Genomic DNA, 20,798 nt, shown 5'->3' on the forward strand with positions numbered 1-20,798 from the left:
CAGTTGCAGCGGGTTTCCTGTCGTGGTATTAGGTGATAATGACGGCTGTGATCGTTCGTAGTAATGAGGCGAAAGCGTGTGGTCATTGATGTAATTATTCTTTAATTAACAGATTCAAGTAAGTAAAAATCTTTCCACTATGCTCTGCTTCGTGATAGTTAGCGGCTTGTAGTGCCTCGATATGATTTTTCACTTGAAATCCGATGGGTAACTCAAAAGACTCATAGTTCACAAATAAACCGGATCCCAAGTCGGATTCAAGGTGGTTAACGGTATCAATCAATAAACGTTTCACCTCATTAACACTCGGATTAATTTTCCAGGAACGTGGAGAAGATCCAATTTTAAAGGATTCCATGAATTCTTTTGAGATATACATCGGTAATCCACTACGCATATACATGTGCCGCTGTTGAGAAGTGATACAATGACCAATTTGCCAGATTATATTACTGTTAAAACCTGCTGGAATTTTAAATAATATTTCATCATCACTCGTTTCAATTAACTGCAATAGCCTGGTCCTGCTGGCTCTTAAAATTTCACATTCAAAATGTACATTAATCATTTATTTGGTTTATTCTTAAGGGATAGAAGCATCCGTAATGTGCTCTAAATTAACTTTTTCAACATTAATTTCAAACTTCATCTCACCAGAATTTTCAGTTACCCAAACCTGTAGCCAGAAACTATGGAGGCATCGACCATGGAGCGTGCATAATCACGTTACATCGGCAGCCTATCTGGAAAATCCGTAAGGCTTGACGATACAATCCCTTAGGGTGTAGAGCACCGATCTGTGTAGCTAAATGTTATAAACATGTTTGATATCAGCAAATTGGCTTGGTCATAGCGATACGGAATTGATATTTCTGTTTCTCAGGACACGGTGGTTAAGCAAGGGACCGCAATATCCAATATAACACATAATTTACGCTGAATTACTTGTTATAAATAAACGTTATAGATACATTTAATAATTATTTCTAACCAAAATGAAAAAATTATTTTACTTGTTTATCCTGATCAGTTTATCACCTGCTTTGCATGCGCAAAGCGGACGATTGGTTTTGGATTTTGATCAAAACTGGACCTTTAACCTGGGCGACGTACCAAACGGCCAAAATGTTGATTTTAATGATGCCGGCTGGCGAAAATTAAATTTACCTCATGACTGGAGCATAGAGGGAGAATTTAAAAAAGAAAACCCCGCTACTGTGGAAGGCGGCGCTTTACCAGGCGGTATAGGCTGGTACCGTAAAAGCTTTACCGTTCCGCAAACTGATAAAGACAAATTAATCTATATTGCTTTTGACGGTGTTTATCAAAAAAGCGATGTGTGGATAAACGGCCATCATTTAGGTTACAGACCAAACGGTTATATCAGTTTCAGATATGAACTTACGCCATATTTAAATTATGGCGGTAAAAATGTGATCGCTGTAAAGGCTGATAATTCTTTACAGCCAAATTCCCGCTGGTATTCCGGTTCGGGCATTTACCGCAATGTTTGGCTAATAAGTACCAACAAAATTGCCGTTAACTACTGGGGTACTTTTGTAACCACACCAAAGGTAAGCGCCAGCCATGCCGATGTTAACCTGAGCGTTAGCATAAAAAACGCGGCAGGCAATACTAAACTTGCTACTGTTGTCAGCAGCATTTATGCCAATGGTAAAGTAGTAGCAAGCAAAACCCTTAACGGCGTTAATTTAAAGGATACGGTTACTACTGTAAGCCAAAATTTCGGTGTTAATAACCCGGTATTATGGTCGGTTAACAAACCGTTCCTGTATAAAGTACAAACTAAAATATTGGTGAATAATGTAGTGGTTGATCAGTATGAAACACCGCTTGGTATCCGTTATTTCAATTTTGATATAGATAAAGGTTTCAGCCTGAACGGTGTTTACATGAAAATAAATGGCGTTTGCCAACACCATGATTTGGGCGCGCTGGGCACTGCATTTAATGTGCATGCGCTGGAAAGGCAGTTTAAAATATTAAAGGAAATGGGCGTTAATGCGATACGCACCTCCCACAACCCACCCGCACCAGCGTTTTTAGACCTTGCAGACCGCATGGGCCTGATTATTATGGACGAAGCATTTGACGTATGGCAGATTCATAAGAGGCCTCAGTTCGATTCTCATCTTTTCTTTAATGAATGGCACAAACGCGACCTGACCGATCAGATACTGCGCGACAGGAATCACCCATCGGTGATGATATGGAGTATTGGAAATGAAATACCCGAGCAAAGAGATACCAGTGCGACACGTATAGCCCGTGAGCTTGCCGGTATCATCCACAAACTGGATACCACAAGGCCAATCACTACCGGCAATAATGAACCCGGCCCTGGCAATAAAATTGTTGAATCAGGCGCTGTTGACTTGTTAGGCTACAATTACCATAACGATAAACTGGCCACTTTCCAGAAGGACTACCCCGGCAAAAAATTCATTGGTACCGAAACTGCTTCGGCGCTGGAAAGCCGCGGTGTTTATAATACTTCGCCCGATACCATTAAACGATGGCCGGGAGGCGGGGTAGTTAATGGTAAAAAGGTAAGATGGACCATGAATGCCGATAATACCGTTAACGCTTATGATAATATTTCGGCACCCTGGGGTCATACCCACGAGGAAACCTGGAAAATATATAAAAAATATGCTTTTCTGTCCGGCCAGTTCATCTGGACCGGGTTCGATTATATAGGCGAACCATGGCCTTACCAATGGCCATCCCGCAGTTCATACTTCGGGATAGTAGATCTGGCGGGATTCCCTAAGGATGTTTATTATATGTACCAGGGTGAATGGACCAATAAAACAGTGCTCCACTTATTACCACACTGGAACTGGGAAGCTGGTAAAGTAGTTGATGTTTGGGCCTATTACAGTAATGCCGATGAAGTTGAACTGTTTTTGAACGGCAAATCATTAGGTACAAAATCAAAACAGGGCGACGATCTGCACATTGCCTGGAAAGTAAACTATGAGCCGGGTACCTTAAAAGCCATATCGCGCAAAAATGGCAAAGTGGTGTTAACTACCGAAGTTAAAACTGCAGGTCCACCTGCCAGGATAGAATTAAGTGCAGACAGGAGCATCATACGTTCAAACGATCATGATCTTTCTTTTATCACGGTTAAAATTGTAGATAAGAATGGCATAATGGTCCCGAATGCTGATAATGATGTCAAATTCAAATTATCAGGAGCGGATAGCTTCCTGGCAGGTGTTGATAATGGAAGCCAAACCAGCCACGAATCGTTCAAAGCCGATCATCGTAAAGCATTCAATGGCTTGGCCCTGGCAATTATTGGTGCTAAAAATAAACCAGGTAAAGTAATCATAACAGCAACAGCAGATGGCTTAACTTCTGCATCATTGCCAATTACTATCAAATAAACCAATTGGTAATCGGCCCCCAGAAAAACAAAAAACCGTCACCGAATTTCTTCGTTTGACGGTTTTTTTCAGTGGGCCCACCTGGGCTCGAACCAGGGACCAAAAGATTATGAGTCTTCTACTCTAACCAGCTGAGCTATAGGCCCGGAAAAAAGGTATTCCTTTTTTGCGAGTGCAATGTTACAAATTTGAATTGAAATTAGGAAAATGTTTTAACCATTTTTTATAAAAAGAAAGAATATAAACTCATTTTCAAGCGCTTAATTTTAATTTTCATTTTATTGAGCCTCGTTTCCGATTAAAAAATGTTGATAAAACGCCTGCTTACCTGCCCTCAAATCAATTTTGAATAGGTTAATTTTGTAATTGATATGAATACGCCCGACCCGGACAACCAACTTCTTCTGGATTTTTTAGCCACCACCAATCAGCCTGTTTTTTTAACCGGTAAAGCTGGAACCGGTAAAACTACCCTGCTACGCAAGATTAGGGATACCACAAAAAAGAATTTTGCCATTGTTGCACCTACCGCTGTTGCGGCAATAAATGCTGGTGGCGTAACGCTCCACTCCTTTTTTCAAATTCCTTTCGGCCCCCTGGTTCCGGTTGTTGATGAAAACGCTGAAAGTAATTTTAAATATTCAGACGAAAAAACAAGACTCTTACGCTGCCTTGATTTATTGATCATTGATGAGATTAGTATGGTTAGGGTTGATCTGATTGACTTTGTAGACCGTACTTTAAAGCGTGTTAAAGGCTCTAACCGTCCTTTTGGTGGCGTTCAGGTGTTAATGATCGGTGATCTGTACCAACTCTCTCCTATTTTTCACGATGCCTGGCATATCCTGGGTAGTTATTATTCCAGCCCCTACTTTTTCGATAGCCTGATTTTCAGGTCTACGCCAATGCTTACGTTCACCTTAGATAAAGTTTACCGTCAATCAGACCCCACATTTCTCGATATTTTGAACGGGATGCGGGAAAACAGTCTCGATGCCGGCCTTCTTGCCAAATTGAATGAACGTTACGATCCATCTTTAGATCAGGAATGGAAAGATGATTACATCACGCTCACCACACACAACCAACTGGTTAATGAAATTAACCAGGGCTGTTTAGAAAAATTGCCCGGAGAAATTTTCGAATTCAATGCGGAGGTAAGTGGTGATTTCCCTAAAGATGCCTATCCTACCGATGAAAAACTTCAGCTAAAGCTGGGTGCACAGGTCATCTTTATTAAAAATGATTCTTCCGGTAAAAAGCTATTCTACAACGGAAAAGCCGCAAAAATTACCGCAATCAGTCAAGATTCGATAAAAGTAACTTTCACTAACGGTGGCAGGGAAATCGAAGTAGAAAAAGAAATCTGGCAAAATGTTAAATATAGCCTGAGTGACGAAGAAAATAAAATCGACGAAACCAGTACCGGATCCTTCTCGCAATATCCATTTAAACTGGCCTGGGCCATTACCGTGCACAAAAGCCAGGGATTAACCTTCGATCAGGCAATAGTTGATGTGAGCACCGCATTTACCCATGGACAGGCTTACGTAGCACTGAGCCGTTGCAGAAGCCTGGAAGGGCTTATCCTAAAATCGCCTGTGGTTAACGAAAATATCATTACCGACGCCAAAGTGATCAGTTTCACAAAAGCGGCTCACCAGGATAAACCTACCGCTGATTTGCTGGCACGTTATACGCAGCAATATGCGTGGGGATTGATCCGTGAGCTTCTGGATTTTTCGCTGATTGCCAAAGATTGGGAAAAACTCGGGCGCTCCAAACTGATCGATAAAGATGAGAAAAATGCTTTTTTATCTATTTACGAACAGGGAAACCAGATCTTTCAACATGAGATCTTTAAAGTAGCCAGAAATTTCATTACAAAGGAGTTCTCGAAAATAAGTACCAATGAAAATCCTGCAAATGAAAGTGCTTTTATGGAACGTTTGCAGAAAGCGTCAGATTATTTCATTCCAAAACTGGAACAGCTCATTGCCTTAACGGCAAAAATTGTGGCCATCAACTTTTATAATGATACACACTCTGACAAACTCCTTACTGTTTTAAACGACTGTAAAGATGCACTCCAGATCAAGCTGGATTTATTTAAGATTTCATGGAACCCCTTTTCGATCAAAGATTATATCAATACCTTGCATGCCGCTGGCAATAAACAACCAGAGAAAAACCGATTAAATCCAGCATTAAGCCAAAAGAGATTTCCAATCCTCAGGTTTATAAAAACCTGGTTGAATGGCGCAAAACAATAGCCCGGCAACGTGGCACTCAGGATTATGCTGTACTGTCTGATTTAGCATTACTTTCTATTGCCGAAAAAATGCCCAGAACCACCGACCAACTGGCGGCGCTTAAAAGCGTAGGTATTGGCAATGCCAAAGAACTCGGCCAGCAGATTACCCGCATTGTAAATGCGCATTTGGGTACTAGTGAGTTATTTTAAATAACCTAAGTATTTATTGCCTTTAAAATAAAGAAAATATTGACAAGAAGATAAACGGTTAAAAGAGATAAGGAGAAAAACCGATCAAACCTTTCGGCTTTTTTCTCCTCTCCTCTTTTGATCAATTTTAAAGAAAAGGCTGTTAAGATGATAACGATCAGAATAAATACTAGGGTAATTCCGTGCAAAGTATCTACCAGGGTAAAAGTAGTCGATTCAGGGAGCGAACCATCAATAATGTATTTATTACCAATTACAGCAAAAAGAGAGCCTACACTTAGCCCAAAGCGCGAGTCGATGCTGTCTGCGTGGATATAAAAGCACATATATGCAATAAAAAAAGCAACATACATGCCTAAAAACATTTTCCAGAACAGGCCAAAAGCATCTCTGCTAATCCCTATCCTCACCTTATAACTACTATATTCTGTTCTTGGCACTTTTATGCCTGGATCGCCAAAAGCCGTTTCATAAATTTTATTGGCTGTAGAAGTTTTTAAACTGTCGATATTCCACCCGCGTAGGGTAAACCGGGGATCAAACTGCTTACCTAAAGTATCAGGAACAAATACCAGGGCTGCCGAATCAAATTGTGAATTTTCTACAGAAAGCCTCAGCAATTGATGGTCGAATGGAAAATTATTGATCGACCAGGAATCTTTCATTACACACTGCAACTTCATTAGCATATATACTTCATTACCACTGCTATCTATAGTTGAAAATGATTTGCTGACCGTTTTGGCCTGTGGTATCTCCAGGTTATCAGCAAAATTAAATTCCTTGTTTTTATACTTTAGCCAAAGCCAGAAATTAATGGTATATTCTTTATCTTTAAAATCAATATCATGGATGCTCGTAACATAAATCCCTGTCTTTACGGTATCGGGTATATTTTTTGAGCTAAAGAAACAGTGTTGATACAAAAAAGCTGGAAAATCAAGCCCAGTAAAAAGGGTATAGTAGTTTTCAACTGTGATTAATTTAAAGCGTGAATGTTTTTTTAAATATAGCGAATAAGGTTTTATATACAAGGGATATTTTAACCTTAAAAAGCTTTCAGGCCTCGCTTTTTTTAATACTTTCGCAACCCCATTTTAGCCGACAACCACAGCATAGCAAACCATGAGTAAGTTTTTATACGGAATCGATTTTGGAACAACCAATTCGGCACTTTCTATTTATGATGAAGAAAAGAAAGAAATTGTAGACACGATTTCTATCCCTTCATTGATTTATTTTACAGAAGTAAAAAGTCTTGTGGATGGCGAAAGTCATATCGTTGGCGAAAAAGCAATAGATGCTTATTTAAGCGATGGTATGAAAGGCCGCTTTATCAAATCTATCAAACAAATCCTCTCGAGAACTACTTTTACCGAAACCCGTATTCATAATAAAAGATATACAGCTTCAGATCTGGTAACCTTAATTCTTAAAGACTTAAAAATGAAGGCTGATCAGATTATTGGTGAAGAATGTCACAAGGCCATAATAGGCCGCCCGGTTTTCTTTGATGATGATAATACAATGAAAGATACACTGGCACAAACCAGGTTAAAAAAGGCAGCAGAAAGTGCTGGTTTTACCGATGTCCGATTTCAGTTTGAACCTATTGGAGCTGCGTTTGCCTACGAAAAAAACATTACTAAGAAAGAGCGTGTTTTAGTAGCCGATCTGGGTGGAGGAACAACAGATTTCACTTACCTTATTCTCGATCCAGATAAGGTTGGCAGTAAAGACCGTAAAAATGATATGATTGCTTCTGGTGGAATTTATATTGGTGGCGATAGTCTTGATTCTGCATTTATGTGGGATAGAGGCACACCGTATTTTGGAAAAAACACCATGTACGAGGCCACACCCGGCAAGGTTTTAAATGTTCCCAAGTCGCTTTTTGCAAATATCTGCACCTGGGATAAAATGAACTTTTTTAACGGCTTAAAAATTCAGAAAGAGATAGAGGAATATTATTATTACTCTGGAAACGATCCGAAATTCAAAAACCTGATTACCTTGATCGAAAATAACCTGGGTTATTCTTTGTTCAGATCAATAGAGAAAACAAAAATTGAACTTTCTGACCAACTCGTTTCTACTTTCCACTATAACAATATGGAAATTGAGATTGATGAAAATATTTCGCTCGAACAGTATAATTCCATCATCGAAAAAGACATCAACAAAATCGATACTTACCTGGATCAGTTTATGGAAACATACAAAATCAACCCGGGAGATATAGACTGTTTGTTTTTAACAGGAGGAACATCAATGGTTTCGGCAGTCCAAAACTTGTTTAAAACTAAATTCCCGCATATTCCGCTAAACTCTGGCGATAATTTTAAAAGTGTAGCCAAAGGACTGGCTTATAGTGGTTATTTGTTTGAAAATTAATGAGCAGATTGTCATTCCATGCTGTAGCAAAGAATCTGTAACATAGCTCCTGTCAAATACCAACGATCTGGAATGCGTACCCTGTACTAAATAACAAGTAGTGCTCCCGTCTTTCGCTTTTATGCTTCGCTGCCTCGTACCTCGTTGCTGCAAGGTAACACACCAGCCGGGGCTAATGGACAATGCAGCATTTAATTTTTAGGGTATGCAAGGTACAGAACCTTTGTTCATAAACCCGATTGCAATGTAAAGCCCACAGCGCAGCGAGGACTTGAAACAAAAAGCGGGACTGCAAAACGCCAGGAACCACAGCACCTACATTTCCTGTCATCTGCAATATTATCTATTACTATTCGACACCCATACTTAAAATTTGGAGCGCTCAGCCTGCAATAAATAACACGTGTGTTCCCGTCTTTCGCTTTTACGCTTCTCTTCCTCGTATCCCCTTACTGAAGGGTACACCTGCACGCCAGTTGGGTAACACTTCAATTGCGAATAAACTATAAATACCAGATTACATTTTTATTTTAGTCATGAAAAACTAAGGCAGACGCATAACTGTAAATGCTAAAATACAATTAGGTAGCATTTTTAGGAATATTTTTTCTTGTTTAGGTTAAGATTTAATACTTTAGCGGAGGTAAAATTGGTGCGGCTGATAAAATAGATGCAGTAAGCAAAGCTTTACGCGTTAGGCGCAAAAACAATTAATGTGGTGAGGTCTGGAATACCTGTCTTCTAGAAGAGATGAAATCAAGCTGATGAAATTTCTTTGGCAGACGCACCAATTTTTCATTGAATTTAGGCCAGGCGGCTGAATCTTAATACAGACATGCCCTTGTGACGTCTAAAACTCTTATTAAAATTAGTAGTTTGTTCAAAGCCCAATAGTTCAGCTATTTCATCAATTGTATAATCGCTATTGAGCAATAATTCTTCCGCTTCGCGCATAATGCGATCTTTTATAAGCACTGTCAGGCTTTTTCCAAGCACCCGATCTAAAAATCTATTTAGTTTACCAGCACTCATCCCCATACCTTCTGCGTAAAATTGAATGGATCTTTCTTGCCTGTAAAATTGTTCTAAAATTGCCCTGAATCTCAATACCTGCTGTAAATCATCTAAAGTTAAGGCAGCCAGATAGCCATCTAAACCAGCTGTATAACCCAGAAATAAAGATAAGTACTGGGCTAAAAAGGGCATATCTTTTTTATCATTGATTTCTCTTTTTAGCTGATCGAGTAAACTATAAGTTTTAGTCGATTTGTGTGAATCAAGATCTCTGAAAGATAAATTTAAAAAGAGATTCTTAGCCTTCGGATCTAAGTGCTGAAGTAAAAACTCTGCGTACAATAAACTACTAAAACTCAACCAATAACCTGAAGTAATTTCGCCATCAAGCCTAACGAGGCCTTCTTCAGGAATAAAAAATCCTGCCTTTTAACAAAGTGTAATCGCCAGAATTCATGCATAAAAAGCCATTTCCATCGCGTACAATCAACATGCGCATGGGGTAGATTGCCTGCAACGCACGTTCTCTTCGAAAAAAACCTTTGATAGGCTCTAGCTGTATCATAAAAATTTAAGGATAAACAATTTGTAAGATCAAATTCATCTGATTTGCTTACAAGCTGCTAAAATAAATTATTATAATGATAAATGCTTTCTGTAATACAGATTAAAGAATTGAATCGTTAAATCAGCATCATTCTTTTGCTTACATAATTAAATGATAATAGGATAAAAAGATATTCGAGAATACTGATCTATGCAGATAGCACAATTACCTTAGTGGCCTCAATACCATTTGACGTAAATTCAATATCAAACTGAACAATATTATTGGATTTTATTGGATCGACTACACCATGAGCAAAAACACTTAGCTCTCTTCCGCCATTTGATGGTGTAATACTGCCAACGCCTTCTTTTTGATTATAAAATTTTACTGTACCTAATCTCATCGGAATATTAAATCAATTTCACATTAACCGCACTAGGACCTTTTTTACCTTGAGCAACCTCAAATGCCACCCGATCATTCTGATTTATTTTATCAGTTAAGCCTGTAGCGTGAACAAAAATTTCTTCTCCGTTTTCTGTTATAATGAAACCAAAACCTTTAGATTCATTATAAAATTTTACTGTTCCTTGCATTTTTATTTAGATTTTACTCAATAAACATACAAAAAACAAAAAAAGTTTAGCGATTAATTAAATTTCTATAACAGATCAATAGACCAAGCAATGGTTAGCACTAATAATCAAGAGTTGAATTTAAAAACCGATACAACAAGCAATGTCTTACCGGTATCGAAGACCCGATTGGCATACAACAGGTTGTTGGTTTACGTTTATAAGTGCATAGTCCAACTATCCTAAATAATAAAAGGATTAATAGAATACCAGACAATAAATCCAGTCTTCACTTGAATGCTCAATTATAGCTAATCATCAAAATAAACCTTCATGGAAAGAAGTTTCTCATTGAAAAAGTATTTAAAAATTGAACTAACCCTTTTTTTCGCTAAAAATTACAAAGAAAACGCTAAAACCACCTAAAAGGGAAACTATCCCAAGAATCAAATTTACTTTATCGCCCATTTTGGTAAGTTACAGATTAAAATGACAATGACAATAAACTGACAAAAAAATAGCATTAAAAACAACTTATGGTTGTACGATTTTAAACATGAACCTAACCATACAGATTTTGAGGAATAATATTTTGATGATATGACCTGATTTTTAGTATGATGGCTAATTTTAAGCAAGCATTGTAATAGCCATCATTTCATGATTTTACCAATCGATAACGAATATATATTCCGCTATTTTTCGCATAAATTTTGATACAATACTTAAGGCTATAAAAGTATATCCTATATTTATTAAAAATCATTCAACCAAATAAATGAAAACAACCTTTACCCTTCTGTTATCTGCCATTGCATTTGTATTTATATCGGCAACAACATTGAACAAAAACGTGTACGAAAGCAAAACTTTCGATTTTTTTCCAAAACATAAAATAGACACACCAGACCAGGACCGCTTTGTGAAGGTTACCCTTGCACAAGGAGAATTTACAGAACCTACTGAAATGACGATACTTCCAAACCTGGATATTTTAGTTGCCCAACGCAGGGGTGAGGTATTGATTTATAAAAATCAGACTAAAAAAATTAAAGAAGCGGGTAAACTAGATGTTTATTTTAAAACCAGCACCCCTAATGTAAATGCAGAAGAAGGTTTATTGGGTATGGCCGCAGATCCAAAATTTGCTGTAAATAAATACATCTATCTTTTTTACAGTCCATTTGATAAATCTGTCAACCGGTTATCCAGATTTAAATTGGTTAACGATCAGATTGTAAAAGAATCGGAAAAAATTGTGCTGGAATTCTATTCTCAGCGCGAAATATGCTGTCACACCGGAGGATCTATTGCTTTTGGATCAGATAACCTGCTATATGTATCAACAGGTGATAACTCTACCCCATTTGATGCTCCAAAACAGCAATATGTAAACAAAGGCTATGCCCCGCTCGACAATAGAAAGGGATTTGAACAATACGACTCCAGGAGATCCGCTGGTAATACGAACGATTTGAGGGGAAAAATACTTAGAATCAAGGTAAATGAAGATGGGACTTACAGTATCCCGGACGGTAACCTTTTCCCTAAAGACAATCCGAAAACCAAACCTGAAATTTATATAATGGGTAACAGAAACCCTTACCGCATTTCTGTAGATCAAAAAACCAACTTCTTATACTGGGGCGAGGTTGGACCTGATGCACCGGACGATGACGATTTGAGAGGTCCCAGAGGTTATGACGAAGTAAATCAGGCCCGTAAAGCAGGTAATTTTGGCTGGCCCTTATTTATTGGCAATAATTATCCTTATAAAGCTTACGATTATACCAATGGCGCAAATGGAAATGCATTTGATCCGGCAAAACCGATCAATAATTCGCCAAACAACACCGGTTTAGAGCAACTGCCGCCGGCACAACCTGCTTATATCTGGTATCCTTACGGAGAATCGAAAGAATTCCCACAGGTTGGTGCAGGTGGCCGAACAGCAATGGCCGGTCCGGTGTACTATGCCTCAGCAAATTCACCTTACCCAGCTTATTATAACGGGAAGCTGATTATTTATGAATGGGTACGTGGTTGGGTTAAAGCGGTAACCATGAATGCACAAGGTGATTATGTAAGCATGGAGCCCTTTATGTCTAATGTTTCTTTAGCAGCACCTATTGACATGGAATTGGGTCCCGATGGAAAATTGTATATCCTGGAGTACGGTAAAGGCTGGTTCACCAAAAACCCTGATGCTGCAATTACCAGAATAGACTACATGAAAGGTAACCGCCCACCCTTGGTTGAAAGCCTGAACATTGCGAAAACGAGTGGTTTATTGCCTTATAAAATGACGGCAACAGTTACCGCTAAAGATCCTGATGGAGATCCTTTAACCTATATATGGAACCTGGGAAAAGGCATTACCAAAACCACCACCAGGCCAACGCTACAGTATACTTTCGCTAAAGCAGGCGAATATCCGGTAAGTGTCACCGTAATAGACAATAATAAAGCTTCGGCAAAAAGCCAGGTGATACCGGTATATGCAGGGAACGAACACCCAACTGTAACTATAGACTTAGCTGGAAACAAGAGCTTTTACTTTCCCAATAAACCAGTTGATTATAAAGTTTTAGTAAGCGATAAAGGTGCTAAAGTGAACAATAACCGCATATATATTTCAAATACTTATACAGAAGGAACCGATTTGGCTGGCGCACAATTGGGTCATCAGCAGGCAGCACAAACCATCATTGGTAAAGCACTGATGTTGAAATCTGATTGTAGCACCTGCCATAAAGAATCGGCAGTTTCTATTGGGCCGGCTTTTGATAAAATTGCAGCAAAATATAAAAACGACCCTAAAGCGGTTGATTACCTGGCTTCAAAGGTGATTGGCGGTAGCCATGGCGTGTGGGGAGAAGTACCAATGCCTGCACACACCGCGATGAAAGAAGCTGAAGTTAAAAAAATTACGGAGTGGATTATGACTTTAGGTAATAAAGAAGCGGTTAAAGCATCACTTCCAACTGCAGGCAAAATCATTCCAACAGCTGCTACTGATAAGAAGAAATCAGTTTTAACACTAAAGGCAACTTATACAGACGCAGGAGGTACAGCATTAAAAAAACGTTAACCACAACAAAAGTGATCAACCTGAGAAGTAATGTAATTAATGCAGACGACATTAACGATTTTGGAGGCTTTGAGCGTAAAGATATTTATGGCGGGGAGAAACTCATTCTCACCAGTGATAACGGCTGGATAGCCGTTAAAAATGTTGATTTAACCGGTATTTCTGGATTTGAATTTTCTTTCCTGAACCTTGATTCTGGATCGGATGGCGAAATCGAAATCAGATTGGACGATAGTAAAGGCATTATGATCGGGAAATCTACTTTTAGAAAAAAGTGTGCCTGTCAATATGATTTCGGACGGAAAAAATCATGATATTTATTTCGTATTTAAAGCGATAAAAACAGTCGATAAAAAGAAGCGGACTATTATCCAATCGATTACGGTAGCGCCTAAATAGGTCTATAAATAAAATTATTTTTATGTTGCGTCATTCCCGTGAAGGTGGGAATCTTAGTGCAAATAGAAAATACCACTAAGCATTAAGATCCCCAATCATTTAGGAATGACGCATCTACAAAGTATTACTCGCCAATTAAGCACTGCGGGTTTTTTATTGTAAAAATTGATGATTTAATACCTTTCATTAATCCAGCAATAATATCTTTGCAGCAAATTCAGAAGATTTACATGCAAAACATTAAAAACATTATTTTTGATTACGGAAACGTAATATTTGATATAGATTTCAGAATTGCTCAGGCTTCTTTTCAAAAACTGGGTATTACAGATATCGAAAATTTCTTTGCACACAAAGCGCACAACCAGCTATTTGATGACTTTGAAACTGGTGCCATTTCTCCGGCCGAATTTAGGAAGGGAATTAGAAATGCCGCGGGCAAACCTGAATTAACCGACCAGCAGATTGATGAGGCATGGAATAGCCTGTTAATTGGAACGATACAAGAAAACCACGATTTACTGCTTGAAGTAAAAGAAAAATACCGTACTTTTTTGTTAAGCAACAATAACGAAATCCATTACGATTGGATTATCAATTACCTGAAGACAACATTCGAGATTAATAATTACGATGCTTATTTTGAGAAAGCTTATTTCTCGCAACAGATGAAACTGCGCAAACCCAATACCAATATTTTTGAGCAGGTATTAAAAGAAAACAACTTAGATCCGGCAGAGACCTTATTTATAGACGATAGCCCACAACATATAGAAGGTGCTAAAAAAGTGGGCTTAAATGCATTATTAATGACCGAAAAACCGGCACAGCTGGGTGCCTTTTTAAAAGCAAACGGGATTTTGTAAATTAGGATATGTCAGAAAAAAGTTCAAGTCGCTAAAAGAGTTCTACCCTTTTACTTGTCAGAACATAAGAATACCACATCGCGTATCCTGCATTTTATTGGTACTGGTTTGGTTTGCCTGGCTTTTTTACTGGCTTTCTTTTTCACAACTGGCATTTCTTTTTGGCGATACCGGTATTGGGATATGGTTTTGCATGGGTGGGGCATTTCTTTTTCGAGAAAAACAAACCTGCTACTTTTCAATATCCAGGCTATAGTTTAGTGAGCGATTTTATCCTGTTCTACGATTTGTTATCAGGCAGACAATCTTTTGTAGTGAAGAAATAGTTTTCAGCAGTTTAAAAAACGACCTTTCCATCTAAACTCGATTGAAGCAGCATCCTTTTTGGCTTTCACCCTGAGCGAAGTCGAAGGGCAGCCAAAAAGATACAGCGCAAAGCGAGGCTGCATGCCCCGAAGAACTACTGCACACTCATTTCCAAAAAACAAGCTGATTTTCACAAGCGGTCGTCACCCTGAATTTATTTCAGGGTCTTAAACGTTAAGATATTGCTATCTCAAGTATACTTCGGGCTTATTTCCGAAAAAGAAGGCTTATTGACTACAATCGTTTTATATAAAGAAGTAATTTTTGCAAGGCATAATAAAAAATTAGCCTTGCAAACTAAACTCGATTGAAGCGGCATCCTTTTTGGCTGTCACCCTGAGCGAAGTCGAAGGGTAGCCAAAAAGATACAGCGCAAAGCGAGGCTGCATGTTCCGAAGGACTACTGTATGTTCATTTCCAATAACAATAAAAAAACTATAAGACATGAAAGATGCTGAAATAAATCCGACATGACGATACGAAATGAAAAATCGTCATCTCGACTGAAGCGCAGTGAAATGGAGAGATCTGCCAGACATAGATTTCTCGACTTAGTTGCACTCCGTTTGAAATGACGACTCTGTTAACTGAAAACCACCAACTGTGAACTGAAAACTGAACTACAGTTTTCTTCTTTTTAATTCTCTTTCAATCAAACCAAGTTCACGGCCAGTTTGTCCGGCCACTGAAGTATTTTCCTGTGCTCTTCTGAATAAATAAGGCATTACTGCTTTAATCGGTCCATAAGGAACATATTTTGCTACATTATAGTTCGAATCTGCAAGGTTAAAACTTAAGTTATCACTCATTCCTAATAACTGGGCAAAATATACATGAGGATGATTGTGTGTTATATTTTTTTCCTCTAAAAGATAGGTTAATAAGCGGCTGCTATCTTCATTATGCGTTCCGGCAACAATGGCGATCTCCTCAATATGATCAATACAATAACGTAAAGATTCGTTATAATCGCGGTCAGATGCTTCTTTATCAGGCTGAATTGGCGAAGGATATCCCATTTCCAAAGCGCGTTTACGCTCCTTTTCCATGTAGGCACCACGTACCATTTTTACGCCTAAAATAAAACCATCTGCTTTGGCTATTAAGTGGTCGGCTTTCATATCGGCTAATTTATCATGACGATACATTTGGTAAGTATTGTACACAATAATCCGCTCGCGGTTAAATTTACGCATCATATCCAGCGCCAACTCATCAATGGTATTCTGAATCCAGGTTTCTTCAGCGTCAATCATGATTGGCACAGCTTTATCGAAAGCCGTTTTACAGATCATTTCGCAACGCAGTTTTACTTTTTCATATTCTGTCTGTTCTGCCGCAGTTAAAGTTTCTTTGGCATCCAGTTTCTGTAATAGCGCAAAACGGCCGATACCTGTTATTTTGAAAACCGTAATCGGAATTTTGGTATCGCCATCGGCACGCACGATCGTGCGGATAATTTCGGCACAGGTTTCGTCAAAAACCTGTTCTTCTTCTTCTCCTTCTACCGAATAATCTAAAATGGTACCTACCCCGCCTTTATCCAATTGCTCAATAGCTTTATTACATTCTGCAATGGTTTCACCACCGCAAAACTGTTGAAAAATGGTTGCTTTGATAGCGCCCTGAATCGGCAAACCAATATTTAAAAAGAAATTTGTAATGGCCGGACCAACTTTGGTCAGGAAATTATTGCCAATCATTTTAAAAAGCCAGTATGCTTTTTTAAGCTCATGGTTAGATTTTTGACGGAAAGCAATTTCCGTATTGTCGAAATTTGGTTGTTTTTGGTTGGATAAATCCATTTTTTACTATATGATAAGTCAGATTGGTGCAAAATTATAAAAAGCATTGGTTGTTAAAACTAAAAACCTCTAAATAATCGTATTTTTGCATAAAATGATACAATTCAAATTAGAAGGCGAATTTATTCCGTTAATCCAACTGCTAAAAGCAAGCGGATTAGTTGGCAGTGGTGGTGACGCCCAAACTGTTGTTGAGGATGGTTTAGTAAAAACTAACGGCGAGGTCGAATTCCGCAAACGCTACAAGGTTAGAGTTGGCGATATTATTACTTTTGGGGAAAATAAAATAGAAATTATTTAATGGAACCACTCACCAGCGCAGGACACACCCTTTATTTCGAAAGTGATTTAGCCGCTTTAAAAGTACTTTTAGAAAGCAACAAATACAGCAAAATTTTTGTACTTGCTGATGAACATACCAGTGAAATATGCTTACCCCTTTTTCAGTCAATTTTAGATTTTTCTGAATTTGACCTCATTGAAACTTCGGCAGGTGAAGAAAATAAAAACATTGATTTCTGTATCGGCATTTGGAAAACCTTACTGGATTTTGAAGCCGACCGCAAAAGTTTAATGATCAATCTGGGCGGTGGCGTAATTACAGATATGGGTGGCTTTATTGCCTCAACCTACAAACGCGGAATCGATTTCATTAATATCCCTACAACCCTCCTTTCGCAGGTTGATGCTTCGGTAGGTGGTAAAACCGGGATTGATATTGACAATGTAAAAAATATGGTTGGTACCTTTACCCTGCCGCAAATGGTTTTTATTGAAACTGCTTTTTTAAAAACACTGCCAGAGCGCCAACTTTTATCGGGTTTTGCCGAAATGATTAAACACGGTTTAATTTACGATAAGCCTTACTACGAGAAATTAAAGGCAAGCAGCTATTTAACGCCGACTGCAGCGGACATTTACCGCTCGGTTGAAATTAAAAATGAAGTGGTAACCATCGATCCCCATGAGAAAAACCTGCGTAAGATTTTAAACTTTGGTCATACCATTGGTCATGCTATAGAAGGTTACTCTTTGGCAAACGACGAAAATCCGTTAACACATGGCGAGGCCATTGCCATTGGTTTTGTGTGCGAGGCAGCGCTTTCCATTAATAACAGTACGCTGAGTACGGAAGAACTGGAAGATATCAGTAAATATATCTTATCATTATACCCTAAATACCGCATCAAAAAAGAAAGCCACAATACACTTTTAGATTTAATGAAAAGTGATAAAAAAACGAAGATGGAAACATCCTATTCTCACTTTTAGAAAGCATAGGTAAATGCACGTTTAACTGCCGTGTAAGTACAGCCGATATTTTAAGCAGTTTAGATTACTATAATAGTTTATAAAATGAAGTATACCGGAAGTGACATTTCTGTTATCGGGCTATTTGGCTTTGTAATCGTTTTAACCTTAGTTGAAATGTATTTCAGCTATCAGCACGACAGAAAATTATATACCAAACGCGATACCTGGACGAACATCTACCTGATGACGGCAGCCGTTGTAATTAATTTAGGCACCAAAACAGGTACCTTTTTTCTACTGGAATATTGTTACCAATTCCGCTTATTCCAGATCTCAAATGTTTGGGTGTATTGGCTTGTTTTGATTTTAGCTCAGGATTTTCTGTATTGGTTTTTGCATACCGTTGGTCATTATGTACGCTTTTTCTGGGCAATGCATGTTACACATCACTCATCTGAACACTTTAACTTAACCACGGGTTTCCGTTCAACTGTTTTTGAGCCATTGTACAGGGTTTTCTTTTATCTTCCGCTAGCATTCATGGGCTTTACTGCGGTTGATATTCTTTTTGCCTACCTGGTTACCCAGATTTATGGAAATTTGGTTCACACCCAATACAACATCAAATTCCCTAAATGGTACGAATACATCTTCGTTACGCCATCGCACCACCGGGTACACCACGCCAGCAATGTGCGTTATTTAGATAAAAACATGGGTATGGTATTAATCCTATGGGACAGGTGGTTTGGCACTTTCCAGGAAGAATTGCCTGAAGATGTAGTGAAATACGGCTTAACCACACAACCAAAGGATACCGGCCCTGTAAATATTATTTTCCATGAGTTTATTGCTTTAACAGCCGACGTTAAAAAGGCACCAACATTCGTGGATAAAGTGAAATACATTTTCAATCCACCGGGATGGAGCCATGACGGAAGCACTAAAATTGCTAAAATTATGCAACAGGAATTACGTGACGAGGAAAAGAGAAAATACGAAGAACTGCAACAGCAAAAAGTAAAAGGCCTTAACGATCGGGGAGAGTTAAGTTCTACAGGATAAAAAATTAAGCTAAAGGTCTGTGTATCCACACGGACCTTTTTCGTGATATGCTTTAGCTATTGTTTTTTAACCACAGATGCACACAGATAAACGCAGATAACATTTTTCGAACAGATGTTTCATCGCCTGTATGTACTGGTTACGCTTCTATTGATAGTACTCAATTAGTAAAGTCGTCATTCCCGCACAAACCTATCGTGTGGACACATCTTTTAAGTATTTTTAGGCGTTTTGCTAACTAACTTTAATAAAGCACGGATTATAACCAAGGACGCTGTCAATCCCAAGAGCCGGGGAAATCAAAAAAACAGGTGCAGAACAGTAAAAATGGCAGTAACAAACCTGAAACGCAGTGGTTTTGTGTTCATAACCTATGATCTAATTTAAAAAAATATTGAACACAAACCCCGCAGGGCTCAATCAGACCAAAGAAAACACAAACAATACCTGATTAAACGAAGTGCCGCTGTTTTTTTGATGCGCGTGAGATTGCGCAAAAGGCTTATTGCTGGATCCGATAGCCATCGGATGACAAAGCGCTTTGGGTACTTTAGCGCTCCAAAGTGCCATGCCCAGCGGCATAGAGCGATAGAAGAATGTTATAATTAATTGTGTCCACACGATAGGCACAAACGGGAATCTTAATGCTATGCACACAATTCAAAAATCAGTACGCTTTCTTTATGTTTGTCGTTAATTTAGCATATTGCAGTAAATTACATCATCATGAAAAAGCTAGTGCTCTTCTTTATGTCTATTCTTCTGCTAACGTTCGCTATAAACGCACAAGAAGTTCAAAAAATAAGATATTTCGATGTAAACGATAAAGAAATCAGCAAATCTATCTTTGAAGAAAAACGAATTACAAACGCTGTTTTGGATATTCCTGGTGATTCATCCAATCATCATAAACTAATCAACAGAGAAGAACAAGGTAAAATAAATGATAAGATAAAACTCATTTCATTTTTAGAAAATGCTTCACATAAAAAGATCGACTCTTTACAACAAATTGTAATTATTTATCACCCGGGATCTGACCCTTGCAATTCTACAGGCAATATTGATTTTACTATTTCGACCTATAAAGAGATTGAAAAAGGCGTTATCAAAATCGCCAAGGCTAAAACATTTTATATCTATAAAGATATTAAGGGCCTCGAAAGATATAAAAATGCAATTCCATGGATTAAGGATTCGGAGCAAATTGTAGAAAAGCTATTTTTCAAATACCACTATCCATGCAGTAGTTTTACCGTTATTTCAAAAAACGGTAACTACTCAAGTTATTTTGGTGAATTTTATAAGGATCTTGTTCTTGAAACCTCAAAAAAGCTCAAGAAATGATTTAAATATACAATTCAACAAGAAACCATCTGTCTGTTATTATAACATCCTAACCATATAAAAATCCGTTTTTAAGCCATTTCAAGAAACAAAAAAAACTATCAAAAAAACAGCCCATTTTTAACAAAATTTAATTCTATTAAAAATATTTTCAATTTCCTATTGACAAATTAAATTTTGTTACTACATTTG

General features: G+C 38.1%; 18 protein-coding genes and 1 tRNA gene. 12 read left to right on the forward strand and 7 right to left on the reverse strand.

The genetic code is table 11. The annotated features are described in order from the left end of the window. Window positions 1–94: 94 nt before the first annotated feature. The gene (locus ACQ86H_RS18020; protein WP_431292003.1) at window positions 95–568 is read right to left on the reverse strand and encodes a DinB family protein; all 474 of its coding nucleotides are present in this window, start codon (window positions 566–568) and stop codon (window positions 95–97) included. A gap of 427 nt (window positions 569–995) precedes the next feature. On the opposite strand from ACQ86H_RS18020, the gene ACQ86H_RS18025 reads away from it, so the two are divergent. Further along, window positions 996–3,416 carry a glycoside hydrolase family 2 TIM barrel-domain containing protein gene (locus ACQ86H_RS18025; protein WP_431292004.1) on the forward strand — a complete coding sequence of 807 codons (2,421 nt, stop codon included), beginning with the start codon at window positions 996–998 and terminating at the stop codon, window positions 3,414–3,416. Between the two features lie 72 nt (window positions 3,417–3,488). Here ACQ86H_RS18025 and ACQ86H_RS18030 read toward each other — a convergent pair. Next, window positions 3,489–3,562: transfer RNA gene (locus ACQ86H_RS18030), tRNA-Ile, on the reverse strand. A gap of 225 nt (window positions 3,563–3,787) precedes the next feature. Between ACQ86H_RS18030 and ACQ86H_RS18035 the strand changes: the two genes are divergently transcribed. Both ACQ86H_RS18035 and ACQ86H_RS18040 read left to right on the forward strand, forming a co-directional pair. Then, window positions 3,788–5,689 carry an ATP-dependent DNA helicase gene (locus tag ACQ86H_RS18035; RefSeq protein ID WP_431292005.1) on the forward strand — a complete coding sequence of 634 codons (1,902 nt, stop codon included), beginning with the start codon at window positions 3,788–3,790 and terminating at the stop codon, window positions 5,687–5,689. Continuing rightward, on the forward strand, window positions 5,686–5,880 hold the full coding sequence (locus ACQ86H_RS18040; RefSeq protein WP_431295427.1) for an HRDC domain-containing protein: 195 nt from the start codon (window positions 5,686–5,688) through the stop codon (window positions 5,878–5,880). The genes ACQ86H_RS18035 and ACQ86H_RS18040 overlap by 4 nt, the downstream gene beginning before the upstream one ends. 5 nt (window positions 5,881–5,885) lie before the next feature. Here ACQ86H_RS18040 and ACQ86H_RS18045 read toward each other — a convergent pair whose 3' ends face one another. Next, entirely contained in the window at window positions 5,886–6,806 is a 921-nt protein-coding gene (locus ACQ86H_RS18045) for a hypothetical protein (protein ID WP_431292006.1), read from the reverse strand. 199 nt (window positions 6,807–7,005) lie between these two features. Between ACQ86H_RS18045 and ACQ86H_RS18050 the strand changes: the two genes are divergently transcribed. After that, window positions 7,006–8,274: an Hsp70 family protein gene (locus tag ACQ86H_RS18050; RefSeq protein ID WP_138823255.1), complete on the forward strand. Its 1,269-nt coding sequence runs from the start codon at window positions 7,006–7,008 to the stop codon at window positions 8,272–8,274. A gap of 804 nt (window positions 8,275–9,078) precedes the next feature. Here ACQ86H_RS18050 and ACQ86H_RS18055 read toward each other — a convergent pair. From ACQ86H_RS18055 to ACQ86H_RS18065, 3 genes are all read right to left on the reverse strand, one after another. Next, window positions 9,079–9,648: a helix-turn-helix domain-containing protein gene (locus tag ACQ86H_RS18055; RefSeq protein ID WP_431292007.1), complete on the reverse strand. Its 570-nt coding sequence runs from the start codon at window positions 9,646–9,648 to the stop codon at window positions 9,079–9,081. A 395-nt stretch (window positions 9,649–10,043) separates the two neighbouring features. Then, window positions 10,044–10,241, reverse strand: a complete 198-nt coding sequence (locus tag ACQ86H_RS18060) for a cold-shock protein (protein ID WP_138823251.1) — start codon at window positions 10,239–10,241, stop codon at window positions 10,044–10,046. A 7-nt stretch (window positions 10,242–10,248) separates the two neighbouring features. Continuing rightward, on the reverse strand, window positions 10,249–10,434 hold the full coding sequence (locus tag ACQ86H_RS18065; RefSeq protein ID WP_138823249.1) for a cold-shock protein: 186 nt from the start codon (window positions 10,432–10,434) through the stop codon (window positions 10,249–10,251). Window positions 10,435–11,191: 757 nt separating this feature from the next. Here ACQ86H_RS18065 and ACQ86H_RS18070 point away from each other — a divergent pair. From ACQ86H_RS18070 to ACQ86H_RS18085, 4 genes are all read left to right on the forward strand, one after another. Beyond that, complete coding sequence (locus tag ACQ86H_RS18070) at window positions 11,192–13,504, forward strand: PQQ-dependent sugar dehydrogenase (protein WP_431292008.1); 2,313 nt, start codon at window positions 11,192–11,194, stop codon at window positions 13,502–13,504. Window positions 13,505–13,515: 11 nt separating this feature from the next. Beyond that, window positions 13,516–13,818 carry a hypothetical protein gene (locus ACQ86H_RS18075; RefSeq protein ID WP_431292009.1) on the forward strand — a complete coding sequence of 101 codons (303 nt, stop codon included), beginning with the start codon at window positions 13,516–13,518 and terminating at the stop codon, window positions 13,816–13,818. A 315-nt stretch (window positions 13,819–14,133) separates the two neighbouring features. Then, complete coding sequence (locus ACQ86H_RS18080) at window positions 14,134–14,769, forward strand: HAD family hydrolase (RefSeq protein WP_138823245.1); 636 nt, start codon at window positions 14,134–14,136, stop codon at window positions 14,767–14,769. A gap of 113 nt (window positions 14,770–14,882) precedes the next feature. Beyond that, the gene (locus ACQ86H_RS18085; protein WP_431292010.1) at window positions 14,883–15,095 is read left to right on the forward strand and encodes an Mpo1-like protein; all 213 of its coding nucleotides are present in this window, start codon (window positions 14,883–14,885) and stop codon (window positions 15,093–15,095) included. A gap of 660 nt (window positions 15,096–15,755) precedes the next feature. Here ACQ86H_RS18085 and ACQ86H_RS18090 read toward each other — a convergent pair. Then, the gene (locus ACQ86H_RS18090) at window positions 15,756–16,940 is read right to left on the reverse strand and encodes a proline dehydrogenase family protein (protein ID WP_138823242.1); all 1,185 of its coding nucleotides are present in this window, start codon (window positions 16,938–16,940) and stop codon (window positions 15,756–15,758) included. A 94-nt stretch (window positions 16,941–17,034) separates the two neighbouring features. On the opposite strand from ACQ86H_RS18090, the gene ACQ86H_RS18095 reads away from it, so the two are divergent. From ACQ86H_RS18095 to ACQ86H_RS18110, 4 genes are all read left to right on the forward strand, one after another. After that, window positions 17,035–17,241 (forward strand): RNA-binding S4 domain-containing protein, encoded by a 207-nt coding sequence (locus ACQ86H_RS18095; protein ID WP_090497219.1) that lies wholly within the window; start codon window positions 17,035–17,037, stop codon window positions 17,239–17,241. Next, window positions 17,241–18,212 (forward strand): 3-dehydroquinate synthase, encoded by a 972-nt coding sequence (gene aroB, locus ACQ86H_RS18100; RefSeq protein WP_431292011.1) that lies wholly within the window; start codon window positions 17,241–17,243, stop codon window positions 18,210–18,212. Before ACQ86H_RS18095 ends, aroB begins: the two co-directional genes overlap by 1 nt. 84 nt (window positions 18,213–18,296) lie before the next feature. After that, complete coding sequence (locus ACQ86H_RS18105; RefSeq protein WP_138823237.1) at window positions 18,297–19,259, forward strand: sterol desaturase family protein; 963 nt, start codon at window positions 18,297–18,299, stop codon at window positions 19,257–19,259. 726 nt (window positions 19,260–19,985) lie between these two features. Next, window positions 19,986–20,606, forward strand: a complete 621-nt coding sequence (locus ACQ86H_RS18110) for a hypothetical protein (RefSeq protein ID WP_138823235.1) — start codon at window positions 19,986–19,988, stop codon at window positions 20,604–20,606. Window positions 20,607–20,798 lie beyond the last annotated feature (192 nt).

The organism is Pedobacter sp. P26, assembly GCF_050632135.1.
Taxonomy (GTDB): domain Bacteria; phylum Bacteroidota; class Bacteroidia; order Sphingobacteriales; family Sphingobacteriaceae; genus Pedobacter.